At 55.6% G+C, this 15,593-nt stretch carries 13 protein-coding genes; 8 read left to right on the top strand and 5 right to left on the bottom strand.

Annotated features, from left to right (window positions below; all coding sequences use genetic code 11):
* Positions 1–78: 78 nt before the first annotated feature.
* The 5 genes from JT31_RS23780 (at position 79) to JT31_RS19715 (ending at position 6,403) form a co-directional block, all read left to right on the top strand.
* Positions 79–663 (top strand): hypothetical protein, encoded by a 585-nt coding sequence (locus tag JT31_RS23780; RefSeq protein ID WP_144244066.1) that lies wholly within the window; start codon positions 79–81, stop codon positions 661–663.
* A gap of 229 nt (positions 664–892) precedes the next feature.
* Complete coding sequence (locus tag JT31_RS19700) at positions 893–2,755, top strand: beta-glucoside-specific PTS transporter subunit IIABC (RefSeq protein ID WP_038481149.1); 1,863 nt, start codon at positions 893–895, stop codon at positions 2,753–2,755.
* Positions 2,756–2,773: 18 nt separating this feature from the next.
* On the top strand, positions 2,774–4,198 hold the full coding sequence (locus JT31_RS19705; RefSeq protein WP_038481150.1) for a glycoside hydrolase family 1 protein: 1,425 nt from the start codon (positions 2,774–2,776) through the stop codon (positions 4,196–4,198).
* 64 nt (positions 4,199–4,262) lie between these two features.
* The gene (gene licT, locus JT31_RS19710) at positions 4,263–5,087 is read left to right on the top strand and encodes a BglG family transcription antiterminator LicT (RefSeq protein ID WP_038483344.1); all 825 of its coding nucleotides are present in this window, start codon (positions 4,263–4,265) and stop codon (positions 5,085–5,087) included.
* A gap of 197 nt (positions 5,088–5,284) precedes the next feature.
* Positions 5,285–6,403: a PQQ-dependent sugar dehydrogenase gene (locus tag JT31_RS19715; RefSeq protein WP_038481151.1), complete on the top strand. Its 1,119-nt coding sequence runs from the start codon at positions 5,285–5,287 to the stop codon at positions 6,401–6,403.
* On the opposite strand, the gene JT31_RS19720 is transcribed toward JT31_RS19715, so the two are convergent.
* Positions 6,395–7,021, bottom strand: a complete 627-nt coding sequence (locus JT31_RS19720) for a glutathione S-transferase family protein (protein ID WP_038481152.1) — start codon at positions 7,019–7,021, stop codon at positions 6,395–6,397. The genes JT31_RS19715 and JT31_RS19720 overlap by 9 nt on opposite strands.
* A 248-nt stretch (positions 7,022–7,269) precedes the next feature.
* On the opposite strand from JT31_RS19720, the gene dacC reads away from it, so the two are divergent.
* Positions 7,270–8,475, top strand: a complete 1,206-nt coding sequence (gene dacC, locus JT31_RS19725) for a serine-type D-Ala-D-Ala carboxypeptidase (protein WP_038481153.1) — start codon at positions 7,270–7,272, stop codon at positions 8,473–8,475.
* Between the two features lie 3 nt (positions 8,476–8,478).
* Here the strand turns inward: dacC and deoR are convergent, their stop codons facing one another.
* The 3 genes from deoR to JT31_RS19740 form a co-directional block, all read right to left on the bottom strand.
* Positions 8,479–9,243, bottom strand: a complete 765-nt coding sequence (gene deoR / locus JT31_RS19730; RefSeq protein WP_038481154.1) for a DNA-binding transcriptional repressor DeoR — start codon at positions 9,241–9,243, stop codon at positions 8,479–8,481.
* Positions 9,244–9,330: 87 nt separating this feature from the next.
* On the bottom strand, positions 9,331–9,939 hold the full coding sequence (ybjG, locus tag JT31_RS19735; protein WP_038481155.1) for an undecaprenyl-diphosphate phosphatase: 609 nt from the start codon (positions 9,937–9,939) through the stop codon (positions 9,331–9,333).
* Positions 9,936–10,658: a phosphatase PAP2 family protein gene (locus tag JT31_RS19740; protein ID WP_038483347.1), complete on the bottom strand. Its 723-nt coding sequence runs from the start codon at positions 10,656–10,658 to the stop codon at positions 9,936–9,938. The genes ybjG and JT31_RS19740 overlap by 4 nt, the downstream gene beginning before the upstream one ends.
* A 193-nt stretch (positions 10,659–10,851) precedes the next feature.
* Between JT31_RS19740 and JT31_RS19745 the strand changes: the two genes are divergently transcribed.
* On the top strand, positions 10,852–12,084 hold the full coding sequence (locus JT31_RS19745) for an MFS transporter (RefSeq protein ID WP_038481156.1): 1,233 nt from the start codon (positions 10,852–10,854) through the stop codon (positions 12,082–12,084).
* 159 nt (positions 12,085–12,243) lie between these two features.
* Here the strand turns inward: JT31_RS19745 and metG are convergent, their stop codons facing one another.
* Positions 12,244–14,280, bottom strand: a complete 2,037-nt coding sequence (gene metG, locus JT31_RS19750) for a methionine--tRNA ligase (RefSeq protein WP_144244068.1) — start codon at positions 14,278–14,280, stop codon at positions 12,244–12,246.
* 162 nt (positions 14,281–14,442) lie between these two features.
* Between metG and apbC the strand changes: the two genes are divergently transcribed.
* The gene (apbC, locus tag JT31_RS19755) at positions 14,443–15,555 is read left to right on the top strand and encodes an iron-sulfur cluster carrier protein ApbC (protein ID WP_038481160.1); all 1,113 of its coding nucleotides are present in this window, start codon (positions 14,443–14,445) and stop codon (positions 15,553–15,555) included.
* Positions 15,556–15,593 lie beyond the last annotated feature (38 nt).

Genomic DNA, 15,593 nt, shown 5'->3' on the forward strand with positions numbered 1-15,593 from the left:
GTGATAACGATCGTTTTTATTTGATTGATTGATAAAAACGATCAATTATCAGTAAGTTACAAAAATAAGGGAATATAAATGAACATGCAGCATTGGGCGCTGCCGATTTCCACTCTGGATGGGCAACTTTTAGGCGTTGAGCTCGAAACCCGCGTTGAAGTTAACGGCTGTCGGATGTTAATCGCTCACGGAATGAAAGAAACGATTTTCCACCACTCTCTGCGTGAGGCGCAAAGCGACTGGCTGGAGAAAAAAGCCGGCTGGTTTACCGATAACAATCTTTTTTGCGTGGTGAAGGGAGAACCCGGCTGTCTCGAACACGCGTTGCCGTTTATGAAATTTTTTAGCAACTCTCGTGCAGAGCGCCCGTCATCGGGATTTTGGGTCGATGATATGGGCGGCAGAAACAGCAGCGCGCTGCCTCTGTTTACCGAGGGCTGCGAATGCGTTCGCTTCAACAAATCTTTTACCGAGCTGAATATTAGCCGGGCTATTTTCCCCGTGCTGCTGGAAAACGTTCGGCGTCACTGCAAGAAGATAATCGTGCCGGTCTCCTCCCGGCAGTATCACGGCATGCTGAGCAAAGCCGGGGTCTGGGCGGTGCAGGGGCAATATCGACCGGTCCACTTTAGCCACTGCGAGCTTCTACTTTCCCGGCGCTGACGATTAAAACTGTTCCCGGTAACAATTTTCTGCACCGGGTCACAGATTCAGCCATTGAGGATTGTGGCCCCGAATTTTGTTTTATATAACGAACTCACATTAAGGACGTCATCGGGCCAGACCTGAGCGAAACCTGACCAGCAGCATGTTGCATTACGCCGACATGCTGCTGGTCAGGTTTTTTTTTGGCCCGGATATAACAAGACTCGCTGAGTGAAAGGTAAAAAATATGAATATCAAAGCATTAGCTGAAGATGTTTTACGGCTGGTCGGCGGCGAGAGCAACGTCGTCACGGTGGTGCACTGCGCGACCCGGCTACGTTTTTCTCTGCGCGATATCGGGCATGTGGATATCGCGGCGCTTGAACGTCTGGACGGGGTTATCACCACGATGCAGGCTTCCGGGCAATTCCAGGTGGTTATCGGTAACCGGGTCGCGGAGGTTTATCGCCAGATAGGCGAGATTTCGTCTTTGCTGGACGACAGCCGTTCCGAGCGGCAAAGCAGCCAGTCTAGCCGCACCAATATCTTCAGCAAAATGATCGACATTATTTCGTCGATTTTCACCCCGCTGCTGGGGGCGATGGCCGCCTCGGGCGTACTGAAAGGGTTGCTCAGCATCGCGTTAAGCGAAGGCTGGATGAGCAAAACGGAAAGCACCTACATCATTTTAGCGGCGGCGGCAGACAGCCTGTTTTACTTCCTGCCAATCATGCTGGCTATTACCACCGCGCGAAAATTTCAGGGCAATATCTACGTCGCCGTTTCCATTGCCGGGGCGTTAATTTATCCGTCGATTATCGAACTGTTCAACACCAAAGCGGATGTGAGCTTCGCGGGGATCCCCGTGGTGTTGATGAAGTACACCTCGACGGTTATCCCGATTATTCTGGCCGTCTGGGTGATGTGCCAGCTGGAGCGGCTGTTCAATAAGTACATCCATGAAACGGTACGCAGCATCGTGACGCCGTTCCTGCTGCTGGTGATTATGGTGCCGTTGACGCTTATCACCATCGGGCCGATTGGTATTTACACCAGCGAATATGCGGCCAGCTTCTTTGTCATCGTCTTTGGTTTCAACGCTATCCTGGCCGGGGCGCTGATTGCCGCGGTATGGCAGATCCTGGTCATTTTCGGCATGCACTGGGCCTTTACGCCGGTCATCATCAACGACATCACGACTATTGGGCGCAGCACGCTGAAGGCGGCCACCGTGCCTGCCGTCTTCGCCCAGGCGGGGGCGGTGCTGGCTGTCATGCTGAAAACAAAAAATAAGAAAATGAAGGCGCTGGCGGGCAGTACGTTTATTACCGCGCTGTTCGGGATTACTGAACCTGCGGTTTACGGCGTAACGCTCAAGCTGAAAAGACCTTTTGTCTGCGCCGTGATTGCCGCTGCCGTGGGCGGCGGGATCGTGGGCTACTTTAACAGCGCGGCTATCTCAACCGGGATCCCAAGCCTGCTGACGCTGCCTATCTTCTATGGCGAAGGTTTTGGCGGCCTGATTCTGGGCATCTGTGTTTCCTTTGTCCTCGCCGCCGTCCTGACCTGGATAGTCGGTTTTGAGGATATTCCTGAAGATGAGCAGCAGGTTAGCGACGCTGCAATAAAACCCACCCTTACGCAGGCGCCAGCCGTCAACGCAGAGCAGATTACTGCGCCTATGAGCGGGGAAATTGTTCCGCTCGAACAGGTTAACGATAAGGTCTTTTCGAGCGGCGTTGTGGGCGACGGGCTGGCGATACGCCCGGACGGTAATCAGGTCTTCTCGCCCGTGGATGGCACCATCTCGGCCACCTTTGACTCCGGTCATGCGCTGCAAATTCTCTCCAGCAGCGGCGCGGAGGTACTGATTCACGTTGGGCTCGATACCGTTCAGCTCAACGGGGAGCACTACCGCATTCACGTTCGCGAAAGCCAGCAGGTCAAACGCGGCGATCTGCTGCTCGAATTCGATCGCGAAGCCATAGAAAAGGCGGGCTACGACACCATTACGCCGGTCATCGTTGCCAACGCCGACAGCTATCACCAGCTGCAAAAACAGACGCAATCGCAGGCGCGGGTCGGCGAAATGCTTCTCTCTTTATCCTGAGCCATTAAGGAGCTACCTATGAGATATCGCGAACTAAAACCTTTCCCACAAGGCTTCCTGTGGGGGGCATCAACGTCTGCTTATCAGGTTGAAGGTGCCTGGAACGAGGACGGAAAGGGGCTGTCGGTCATTGATGCACGTGAAAGCTACCCGGATGGGACTACGGATTTTAAGGTCGCCAGCGATCACTATCATCGCTACCGTGAGGATATCGCGCTTTTCGCCAGGCTGGGGTTCAAAACCTATCGCTTCTCGATTGCCTGGACGCGCATTATTCCCGACGGCAACGGTGAAGTTAACGCGGCCGGTATCGCCTTTTATCACAAGGTGATCGATGAGCTTCGGCTGCATAATATTGAGCCGATAGTCACGATGTACCACTTTGATTTGCCCCAGGCGTTACAGGCAAAAGGCGGCTGGTATAACCGCGCCAGCGTCGATGCTTTTGCCCGCTATGCCAACGTCCTGTTCGATGAATTTGGCGACAAGGTAAAGTACTGGCTGACCATCAATGAACAGAACTTAATGATTTTGCAGGGCGAGGCGCTGGGTACGCTGGATCCAAAGCTTTCGACGCAGGCGGACAAAAAGAAGAATCTTTATCAGCAAAACCATCACATGATGGTGGCCCAGGCGATGGCGATGCGTGACCTGCACACCAAATACCCTCATTCGAAGATTGGTCCCGCGCCGAATATTGCGGTGATTTACCCGGCCACCAGTAAGCCGGAAGATGTTCAGGCCGCCTTTAACTACAATGCCATTCGCAACTGGCTGTACCTGGATATGGCGGCGAGAGGGGAATACAACACGCTGGCCTGGCGCTATATGGAAGAGAAAGGGTATACCCCGGAGATGATGCCCGGCGATACCGAGGTGCTGAAGCGCGGTCGTCCCGATTTTATCGCTTTTAATTACTACACCACTCAGGCCGTAGAAGCGAGCCGCGGTGACGGCAATGACGAAGTGGTGCGCGGGGGGAATAAGCTCCTGAAGTCGGGAGAGGACGGCGTCCACCGCGGGGCAGCGAATCCACATTTGCCCCGTACCCAGTTCGGCACTGAGATTGACCCGGTAGGGTTCCGCAATACGCTGCGTGAAATCTGGGATCGCTACCATTTGCCGTTGCTGATTACGGAAAACGGGCTGGGGGCATTTGATAAGCTTGATGAAAATGAGGAAGTTCAGGACGACTACCGTATCGATTTTCTGCGGTTGCACATTGAACAGATGCAGCTGGCGATAACCGACGGCGTGAAGGTCTTTGGCTATACGCCCTGGTCGGCGCTTGATCTTATCTCCACGCATCAGGGATGTTCAAAACGTTACGGTCTAATCTATGTGAATCGCGATGAATTTGACCTGAAAGATTTGCGGCGTATCCCGAAGAAAAGCGCAGGCTGGTACTCCGAGGTGATGAAAAATAACGGTTTATCGGACTGACCGGACATGGGCGGCAGCGCTGCAAAGCGGCCGCCCTGAATTGATAACCAGCGAGGTTACGGTGATTACCGTTCTAAAAGTTTTGAGCAATAACGCCGTTATTGCCTTAGATGCTAAACACGGTGAAATTGTGGCGCTGGGGCGGGGCATTGGCTTTGGCAAACGGGAAGGCGATCCGCTTCCAGCCGAAGGCATTGAGAGCCAGTTCGTCAAGCAAAGCGGCGGGGTCAACGCGCTGTTAAGCGAACTGGTCAGCTCCATTCCACTGGAATGCCTGTTGATTACGCAAACGGTGCTGCAGCTGGCGCAGCAGCGACTCGCCATTGACGTGCAGGAGTCGCTAATTTTTGCGCTTAGCGATCACATAAACTTCGCCGTCCAGCGCCACAGAAAGGGCCACGCAATCAAGAATATGCTGCTGTGGGACATCAAAAAATTCTATGCGCCCGAGTTTGCTCTGGCGCAGGAGGCGGTCGAGTTAATTAACCGCAGGCTGGAGGTCGACCTGCCGGAGGATGAAGCCGGATTTATTGCTTTACACCTGGCCAATGCCAAAGTGAACGATATGCAAAGTACCCTGCAAAGCGCCACGATAATCAAAGATATTCTGTCGATCGTTAAATACGAACTCAAAATAAAATATGACGAAAACTCGGTTAATTACCAGAGAATGATTACCCATCTTAAGTTTTTCACCCTGCGGATGATGAACAAAAGCCCTGTCAATCATAAAGATAAAAGCCTCTATGACGGGATCAAAGAAGCGATGACCCAGTCCTGGCACTGCGCGCTGAAGATCAATGACTATCTCAGTAAGAACTACGCCTGCCCGCTGACGCTGGATGAAACCATGTTTTTAACGATTCATATCAACCGGCTGCGCGAGTAGGGTGCGGGGCAAATGTAAAATGAGCGGGCGCAAAGATGGCCCGGCGTACATCTCGGTAGACGCGGCGAAGCTTGAAGCCTGACCAAACCGATCGCGGGGAGCCCATCATGCTCCCCGTTTTTAATGTTATGTAAAAGCGAGCGTCCCGTTTTCCCCGGCGGCTACCCTTAACGGATAGCCAAAACCAGGAGATTGCCATGACGCCGTTCCCGCCCCGCACGCTTATCGCCGCCACGCTGCTTTTCTCATCCTCTTATACTCTGGCCGCAGAAACCAAAGTCGACGTGCTGCAAACCAACCTGCCTCATCCATGGGCGCTGGACTTTCTGCCCGATAACCAGGGCATGCTGATTACCCTTCGCGGCGGGGAGCTGCATCGCTGGCAGCAGGGGAAAGAGTTATCCGCGCCGATTAGCGGCGTGCCTGTAGTTTGGGCTCACGGGCAGGGCGGTTTGCTTGACGTGGTGCTGGCGCCTGATTTCGCCAGCAGCCGCCGCGTGTGGCTGAGCTTTGCCGAAGGCGGTAGCGACAATAAAGCCGGTACCGCCGTGGGATACGGCACTCTGAGTCAGGACATGAAGCGGCTGGAGAACTTTAAAGTTGTGTTCCGCCAGGCGCCAAAACTCTCCACCGGAAACCACTTCGGCGGGCGGATGGCGTTCGACGGGAAAGGTCACCTCTTTATCGCCCTCGGTGAAAACAACGCACGCGCCACCGCGCAGGATCTCGATAAGCTGCAGGGCAAAGTTGTGCGCCTCAACGCCGACGGTTCTGTGCCGCAGGACAACCCGTTTGTGGGCAGGCAGGGCGTCCGGCCGGAAATATGGTCTTACGGTCACCGCAACCCGCAGGGGTTAGCGATTAACCCGGCCAACGGCGAGCTGTGGTTAAACGAGCACGGGCCGCGAGGCGGGGACGAAATCAATATCCCGGCCGCCGGGAAAAACTACGGCTGGCCGCTTGCCACGTGGGGCATTAATTACAGCGGGCTTAAAATTCCTGAAGCGAAGGGTGGGGAGGTCGAAGGCACTGAACAGCCCGCGCATTACTGGAAAGTTTCCCCGGCGATAAGCGGGATGGCGTTTTATCAGGCCGATACGTTCCCGCAGTGGAAAGGCAAGCTGTTTATCGGCGCGCTGAAAGAAAAGAACCTGATTGAGCTGACGCTGAACGGCGACAAGGTGACGGGCGAGCAGCGGCTGCTGGACGATCGTAATAAGCGCATCCGCGACGTACGCGTCGGCCCGGACGGCTATTTGTACGTCCTGACCGACGAGTCTGACGGCGAGTTGCTGAAACTCAGCCCGTCAGCTTAGCGGGATCATAATGACTTTCTGGAACGCCGGGCGCTGGGTCAGTTGCTGATACCAGCGCTGGAGGTTTGGCACCGCATCCCACGGAATATCAAGGTTGAGCAGGCTATAAATTTGCGGGCCGAAGGCAATATCTGCGGTGCTGAATGCGTCTCCGCCGAGCCACGGCTGTTTTGCCAGCCCGGCATCGGCAATGGCAAACAGCTTGTTACAGGCGACGATACCACGCTCAATTTGTTCCTGGCTCCGCTGTTCAGGCGGCAGACGTACCATATTGAAGAAGACGTCGCGGTAAGGGCCGGACACTGCCGTGGCAGACCAGTCCATCCATTTTTCCCCTTTGGCGCGATCGGCGGGGGCGTTCACCCACAGCGAGTCACGGCCATATTCTGCGGCCAGGTAACGCACAATGGTATTGGACTCCCAAAGCGTCAGCCCGTGTGCGTCATCATGAATACACGGCACCAGCCCGTTCGGGTTCATCGCCAGGTATTCTGCGTCGTGCGTCAGGCCAAATTTTCCGCCTGCGGGAACGGAACGGTATGGCAAGTTCAGCTCTTCCAGACACCACAGCACTTTTTTGACATTGGTGGAATTATCTCTGCCCCAAACGGTAATCATGATGGTTCCTTTTTTTGCAGGTGGACATCGAGTATGCCCGGCTCCGGTCACGAAAACACCACTGTTTCTCAACCAAAGCTAAAAAAATCAGCGTGACGGCGGCAACTCGTGCAGATATCGAATAAACTTAAAAAACTTTACCAACTCTATGTTTCTTTAAGTGGATTCGTGCGTTATTACTCACACCCTGACATACGGGTGGCGGTGCGCACCGTGAATTTTTTAAGAATGGATACTCAGGTGGTTTTATGAAGAGCTTGCAAATGCCTGCAACACTACGTGGTTTAGTCGCAGGGACAACCCTGCTGCTGATAGCGGCTCCTGCGCTGAGCGCTGAGCAGACCGCAGATGCTCCCCAGGTCGATGCAAAAGCCTGGATTTTGATGGATTACGCCAGTGGGAAAGTGCTGGCGGAAGGAAATGCCGACGACAAGCTCGATCCGGCAAGTCTGACCAAGCTGATGACCAGCTACGTGGTGGGCCAGGCGCTAAAAGCAGGCAAAATTCACCTGACGGATATGGTCACCATCGGGAAAGATGCCTGGGCTACCGGCAACCCGGTGCTGCGCGGCTCTTCGCTGATGTTCCTGAAGCCGGGCGATAAAGTCTCGGTGGAAGACCTGAACAAGGGCGTTATCATTCAGTCCGGGAACGACGCCAGCATTGCCATTGCCGACTATGTGGCGGGCAGCCAGGATTCGTTCGTCAGCCTGATGAACAACTATGCGCAGAAGCTCAACCTCACCAACACCACCTTTAAAACCGTGCACGGCCTGGATGCGCCGGGCCAGTTCAGTACCGCTCGCGATATGGCGCTGCTGGGACGTGCGCTGGTTCATGACGTGCCGGACGAGTACGCGGTTCACAAAGAAAAAGAGTTCACCTTCAACAATATCAAGCAGCCGAACCGTAACCGCCTGCTGTGGAGCTCGAATCTTAACGTTGACGGCATGAAAACCGGCACCACCGAAGGGGCGGGCTATAACCTGGTCGCTTCTGCAACGTCCGGCGATATGCGCCTGGTGTCCGTGGTGCTGGGTACCAAAACCGACCGTATCCGTTTTAACGAAAGTGAAAAGCTGCTGACCTGGGGCTTCCGCTTCTTCGAAACCGTGACGCCGATTAAGCCGGATGCCACTTTCGTGACCCAGCGCGTCTGGTTTGGCGATAAGAGCGAGGTTAATCTTGGCGCGGGGGAAGGCGGCTCGGTGACCATTCCTCGTGGCCAGCTGAAAAACCTCAAGGCAAGCTTTACGCTGAACGAGCCGCAGCTGACCGCTCCGCTGAAAAAGGGCCAGGCTGTAGGCACCATCGACTTCCAGCTTAACGGCAAATCGATTGAACAGCGTCCGCTGCTGGTGATGGAGCCGGTAGAAGAGGGCGGTTTCTTCAGCCGCATGTGGGACTTCGTGCTGATGAAATTCCACGGCTGGTTCGGGAGCTGGTTCTCTTAAGCGCTACCACTTCAGCGTCAGGTTTTCCGCCGCGGCGAAGTCAATAAACTCCGCGGCGGGAGGCCGGTTGCTGATAATCGTTTCAAACGCCGTCAGCGGCCCCATGCAGGCGGCGCGTACCTTGCCAAACTTGGTATCATCCACCACCAGAATATTCCGCTGGGCCATGCTCAAAGCCCAATGCTTCACTGGCAGCTCATCAAGATTAAAACAGGTCGCGCCGTGGCGCAGATGCACCCCTGCCGCCGATAAGAACGCAATATCCGGGCAGATATTCCCCAGACACTCCTGAAAGTTGATCGGCTTGAAAATCGCATTGCTGGCGTGAAACTCGCCGCCGCTTAAAATCACCCGGCAGTTGGGCTTATCCTGCAGCGCCAGAAAGGTGTTGAGGGAATAACACAGGCCGGTAAACGGCAGCTCATCGTCAAGGGCGTCGATAATATAAGGCGTGGTGGTGCCGCAGTCGAAGAACACGGTTTGATGCGGCTCAACGTGCTGCGCGGCAAGTCTTGCGGCGTGGCGCTTTTCTTCAACCTGACGCGTTTTTTCATCGCTCAGCAGATAGTGGCTGGCCCCCGCGCTGCGAGGCTCCAGCATCACATAGCCGCCCAGCAGAACGACCTGGCCCGGCTCGCTGTTAAGGTCGCGGCGGATGGTCATTTCTGACACGCCAAGCAGCTGCGAGGCTTCTTTTAGATGAATTTTATCGCTGCGCTTCAGCGCCTGTAGCAGGCGGTTAATGCGCTCGTCACGGCGGGTTTCCATAGGCCTTCTGCGTTTTTATCCCCTCGCCCCGGTGGGGAAAGGGGCAGGAGGAAATTAAGTTAACGCATCTTACCTGTGGAAAAACGCTTAGTCACGCACCCAGCCTTTGCGGATAGGCAGTGAGAAGCAGTAGCGATAAATCTGATGCAGGCGCTGGTGGATTTGCGGCCCGCGCAGGTTCCAGACAATCTGCGACAGCAGGCAGGCGCTCATGCCGACCAGCAGGCCGCCCAGCATATCCAGCGGCCAATGCACACCAAGGTAAACGCGGGACCAGGCAATCGCGCAGCCGATGGCAAACAACACCACGCCGGACCAGATGCGATGCCAGCACAGGAACGCCAGCGCAAAGGTGAAAATTACCGTGCCGTGGTCGCTCGGGAAGGAATCATCCGGCGCGTGGTGCAGGAAGTTGTAGCCAAGCCCGACAACGAAAGGCCGGGGATGCGGGAACAGGTGCCCGATGACCCACGAGAGCGCCACGCTAATCACCAGCGCCATCCCCGTTTTGATAACCACCTGACGTTGAGCGGACATCTGTTTGCGCTGGCCCCACAGCCAGAGCACGACGATCAGCAGCGGGACGATGCTGATCAGATCGCGAGCGAAGAATATTGCCAGCTTAACCATCCACTCCGGTGAAGACGGCGTGGCATTAATGAGCAAAAAAAGATTCTGGTTGAGCGTTTCCATCATAACTTGTCCTGTTCCTTAACTAACCAGGTGGAAATCGCGCCGTAAAGCGCCACCTGGGTTACCCATACCCACCAACCTGCCCACAGGTTGTGGCTGAAAAAGTGCGCGCCGCGCATCACCTGGCCGTATCCCATGCTCAAGCCAAGAAACAAGCCAAAGCCGAGGAAAAACCACGCCAGGCGCGGGCGTTCATGGTAAAACAAGAAAAACAGCGCCATGACGCCAAAGCCGCTGGAAGCATGGCCGCCGGGGAAGCATCTTCCCGGCCCGCTGTCTGCCGGTGCGGCCCCGAACAGTGGGTAAGATGCCGCATTGCCGCCGTACTCCATCAGGCTCCACGGGCACGAATGGTGGCTAAACCCTTTCAGGATGCCGACCGTTAATGCACCCAGCCCGATAAGCAGCGCCACCACGACCAGCCGAGGCTGACGGCGCCAGAGCCCCCACAGCAGCGCGATAACGCCGCCAGCAATCACTAAATCCTTCAACAGGCGGTGGTTCAGCAGATCCAACAGCCGGTCGTTTTGCAGCGGAAAGCTACGGCTTGCGGCGTCAAACCAGTAGCCGGTCAGCCAGCGGTCGAGCCCTTCATCCCGCGAAAGCCAGCTAAAAACGACAGCCAGTATTATCAGGATGCAAAGCTGGAAAAGATAGAAGCGGGGTGGCAGTCGGTAAAGCAGTTTTGTCTTATTTACCGTTGGTTTAGGAAAACTTGTCATCATGTAAATGGCGAATACCGTACTGACCTTAATATAATGGCAGCAGAATATTCATCGCAGATTAAGAAATCCTTAATAGAATTGAGTTATCATGGGCGCGCATTTACAGCCCGTGCTATTTGTCAGCCTTTGACTACCGCTGGCACGGGCAATTGAATACACTCTGCGCGTTTCTTTATCTTCTGAGTTCCTAATGCAAAATAATACGATAGCTAACAAATCGTTAGGCCGTCAGGCGTTGCTGTTCCCGCTCTGCCTGGTGCTCTACGAATTCTCAACTTATATCGGCAATGACATGATCCAGCCGGGGATGCTGGCCGTCGTGGACCAGTTCCAGGCGGGCGTGGAATGGGTACCGACCTCGATGACGGCTTACCTGGCCGGCGGCATGTTCCTGCAGTGGCTGCTCGGGCCGCTGTCTGACCGTATTGGCCGCCGTCCGGTGATGCTGACCGGCGTGGTCTGGTTTATTGTCACCTGCCTTGCCACGCTGCTGGCGCAGGATATTCAGCAGTTCACCTTCCTGCGCTTCCTGCAGGGCGTCAGCCTGTGCTTTATCGGCGCGGTGGGTTACGCCGCTATTCAGGAATCGTTCGAAGAGTCGGTTTGTATCAAGATAACGGCGCTGATGGCGAACGTGGCGCTGATAGCGCCTCTGCTGGGGCCGCTGGTGGGCGCGGCGTGGATACACGTTGCTCCCTGGGAAACAATGTTCATCCTGTTTGCACTGCTGGCCGCTATCTCTTTCTTCGGGCTGCACAAGGCCATGCCGGAAACTGCAACGCGCCTCGGCGAGAAGCTTTCTCTGAAAGAGCTTGGGCATGACTATAAGCTGGTGCTGAAAAACCTGCGGTTTGTCTCGGGTGCGCTGGCGACGGGCTTTGTGAGCCTGCCGCTGCTGGCGTGGATTGCCCAGTCGCCGGTGATTATCATCAGCGGGGAAAATCTCAGCACCTATGAATACGGCCTGCTGCAGGTGCCTATCTTTGGCGCGCTGATCCTCGGTAACCTGGTGCTGGCGAAGCTTACGTCCCGCCGCAGCGTGCGAAGCCTGATTATTATGGGCGGCTGGTGGATTGTACCCGGCCTGATTGTGGCCGCGGTGGCAACGGTGGTTTCTTCCCACGCTTATCTGTGGATGACCGCGGGCCTGAGTCTTTATGCCTTCGGTATCGGCCTGGCGAACGCCGGCCTGGTGCGCCTGACGCTGTTTGCCAGCGACATGAGTAAAGGTACGGTGTCGGCGGCGATGGGGATGCTACAGATGCTTATCTTTACGGTCGGTATTGAGCTGAGCAAGCATATTTATCAGTTCGGCGGCAACGGGCTGTTCAGCCTGTTTAACCTGCTGGGCGGCGTGCTCTGGCTTGGCTTAATGGTGGTGTTCCTGAAGGATAAAACCGTCGGGCAGGCGCGAGACGCCTGATTTTACCCTCACCCTAACCCTCTCCCTAAAAGGGCGAGGGGATAAAGGCAAGGTAGTTCGATTGCTTTGCATCCTCTGCCTAAAAGGGCAGGGATAAAGACAGGCAGTTAAATTGTTTTGCACCCTCTCCCCTGTGGGGAGAGGGTCGGGGTGAGGGGCTTACTTAACCGCCATGCCCGGCTGGGCACCGCTGTCCGGGCTCAGCAGGAAGATATCTTTCCCGCCAGGACCTGCGGCCATCACCATCCCTTCAGAGACACCAAAGCGCATCTTACGTGGGGCGAGGTTGGCCACCATCACGGTCAGGCGACCTTCCAGCTTCGACGGGTCAGGATAAGCGGTACGAATACCAGAGAAGACGTTGCGTTTCTCGCCCCCGAGGTCAAGCGTCAGGCGCAGCAGCTTGTCGGAGCCTTCTACGAATTCCGCTTTCTCAATCAGCGCGATGCGCATATCCACCTTCGCGAAGTCATCAAAGGTGATGGTCTCCTGAATCGGATCGTCCGCCAGCGGGCCGGTTACCGGCGTGGAATTCAGCGCCTTCACTTCTTCTTTAGACGCTTCTACCAGCGCTTCCACCTGTTTGGTTTCAATACGGTTATACAGCGCCTTGAAGCTGCTCACTTTGTGGTTCAGCAGCGGCGTGGCGATGCTGTCCCAGCTCAGTTCGGCGTTCAGGAACGCTTCTGCACGTTCAGTCAGCGACGGCAGAACCGGCTTCAGGTAGGTCATCAGCACGCGGAACAGGTTGATGCCCATGGAGCAGATAGCCTGCAGGTCAGCATCGCGGCCTTCCTGTTTAGCCACAACCCACGGAGCCTGTTCGTCCACGTAGCGGTTAGCGATATCCGCCAGCGCCATGATCTCGCGAACGGCACGGCCAAACTCACGGCTATTCCATGCTTCACCGATGCTTTCTGCCGCGTCGGTAAAGGTTTTGTACAACTCGGCATCGGCAATCTCTGCCGCCAGCATGCCGTCAAAACGTTTGGCGATGAAGCCGGCGTTACGGGAGGCAAGGTTCACCACTTTGTTGACGATGTCGCTGTTCACGCGCTGCACGAAGTCTTCCAGGTTAAGGTCGATATCGTCGATGCGGGAAGAAAGTTTCGCGGTGTAGTAGTAGCGCAAGCTGTCGGCATCAAAGTGATTCAGCCAGGTGCTGGCTTTGATGAAGGTACCGCGAGACTTGGACATCTTCGCGCCGTTTACCGTCACGTAGCCGTGCACAAACAGGTTGGTCGGCTTGCGGAAGTTGCTGCCTTCCATCATGGCTGGCCAGAACAGGCTGTGGAAGTAAACGATGTCTTTGCCGATGAAGTGGTACAGGTCGGTGCTGGAATCTTTCTTCCAGTATTCGTCGAAGCTGGTGGTGTCGCCGCGCTTATCGCACAGGTTCTTAAAGGAGCCCATGTAGCCGATCGGCGCATCCAGCCAGACGTAGAAATATTTTCCCGGTGCGTTCGGGATTTCGAAGCCGAAGTAAGGCGCATCGCGGGAGATATCCCACTGCTGCAGGCCGGACTCGAACCACTCCTGCATCTTGTTAGCCACCTGCTCCTGCAGCGCGCCGCTGCGGGTCCACGCCTGCAGCATTTCGCTGAAGGACGGCAGGTCGAAGAAGAAGTGCTCGGAATCACGCATTTCTGGCGTCGCGCCGGACACCACGGATTTCGGATCGATAAGTTCGGTTGGGCTGTAGGTTGAGCCGCACACTTCGCAGTTATCGCCGTACTGATCCGGGGCTTTACATTTCGGGCAGGTGCCTTTGACAAAACGGTCCGGCAGGAACATGCCTTTTTCCGGATCGTAGAGCTGAGAAATAGTGCGGTTCTTGATAAAACCGTTCTCTTTCAGGCGGCCATAAATCAGCTCCGACAGCTCGCGGTTCTCGTCGCTGTGCGTGGAGTGGTAGTTGTCATAGCTGATGTTAAAGCCTGCAAAATCAGTCTGATGCTCCTGACTCATTTCGGTAATCATCTGCTCCGGGGTAATTCCCAGTTGCTGAGCTTTCAGCATGATAGGCGTGCCGTGGGCGTCGTCTGCGCAGATGAAGTTAACCTCGTTGCCGCGCATTCGTTGGTAACGGACCCAGACATCAGCCTGAATATGCTCCAGCATGTGACCGAGGTGGATTGAGCCGTTTGCGTACGGCAGGGCGCACGTTACCAATATTTTTTTCGCGGGTTGAGTCATAGTGGGAATTGCATCTTCTGATTTAAAAAAGGGGATTCGATATTACCGGATTGGCAATTGTTTAGTAACCCCAAAGCCCGCAATAACCGCACATGAATAGGCGGCGCGGTTTCTGGTATGCTTAGCGGATTGCAATGTCCGATAAAAACATAAGGAGTCGGGATGAATTCGCAATCCCCGTCCAGCAAGTCCCCGGAACAGCTACGCGCGATGGTCGCCGGGACCCTGGCCAATTTTCAGCACCCTACCTTGAAGCACAATCTCACCGCGTTGAAGGCGCTGCACCATGTGGCGATGCTTGACGACACGCTGCACGTCGAGCTACAGATGCCGTTCGCCTGGCAAAGCGGGTTTGACGCCCTGAAAGAGACCTGCAGTTCAGACCTGCTGCGGATCACCGGCGCGAAAGCGGTGGACTGGAAGCTGCATCACCACATTGCCACGCTTAAGCGGGTTAAGAACCAGCCCGGCGTTAACGGCGTAAAAAATATCATTGCCGTTAGCTCCGGCAAAGGCGGCGTGGGGAAATCGACCACTGCGGTAAACGTGGCGCTGGCTTTAGCGGCAGAAGGGGCCAAAGTCGGTATTCTCGATGCCGATATTTATGGCCCGTCGATCCCAACCATGCTGGGCGCTGAGCACGAACGCCCAACGTCCCCGGACGGCAAGCACATGGCGCCAATCGTGGCGCATGGCCTGGCGACCAACTCGATTGGTTACCTCGTCACCGACGAAAACGCCATGGTCTGGCGCGGCCCGATGGCCAGCAAGGCTTTGATGCAGATGCTGCAGGAAACCCTGTGGCCTGACCTGGATTACCTGGTCATCGATATGCCGCCGGGTACCGGTGATATCCAGCTGACGCTGGCGCAGAACATCCCGGTTACCGGGGCGATGGTGGTCACCACGCCGCAGGACATCGCGCTGATTGACGCCCGCAAAGGGATCGTGATGTTCGAGAAAGTTGAGGTGCCGGTCGTGGGCATTGTAGAGAATATGAGCATTCATATTTGCAGCAACTGCGGCCATCAGGAGCCTATCTTCGGTACGGGCGGCGCTGAGAAGCTGGCGCAGCAGTATCACACGACTTTGCTGGGCCAGCTGCCGCTGCACATTACGCTGCGTGAAGACCTGGATGCCGGTAAGCCGACGGTCATCAACCGCCCGGAAAGCGACATCACCACGCTGTACCGTGAGCTGGCCGGCCGCGTGGCCGCTCAGCTTTACTGGAACGGGGAAGTGATCCCGAGCGAGATCGCCTTCAGAGCGGTGTGAAAATTTAGACGCAGCTCCATTCTTGCTTTCCCCCTCTC

Origin of the sequence: Cedecea neteri (assembly GCF_000757825.1) — a bacterium.
Taxonomy (GTDB): domain Bacteria; phylum Pseudomonadota; class Gammaproteobacteria; order Enterobacterales; family Enterobacteriaceae; genus Cedecea; species Cedecea selenatireducens.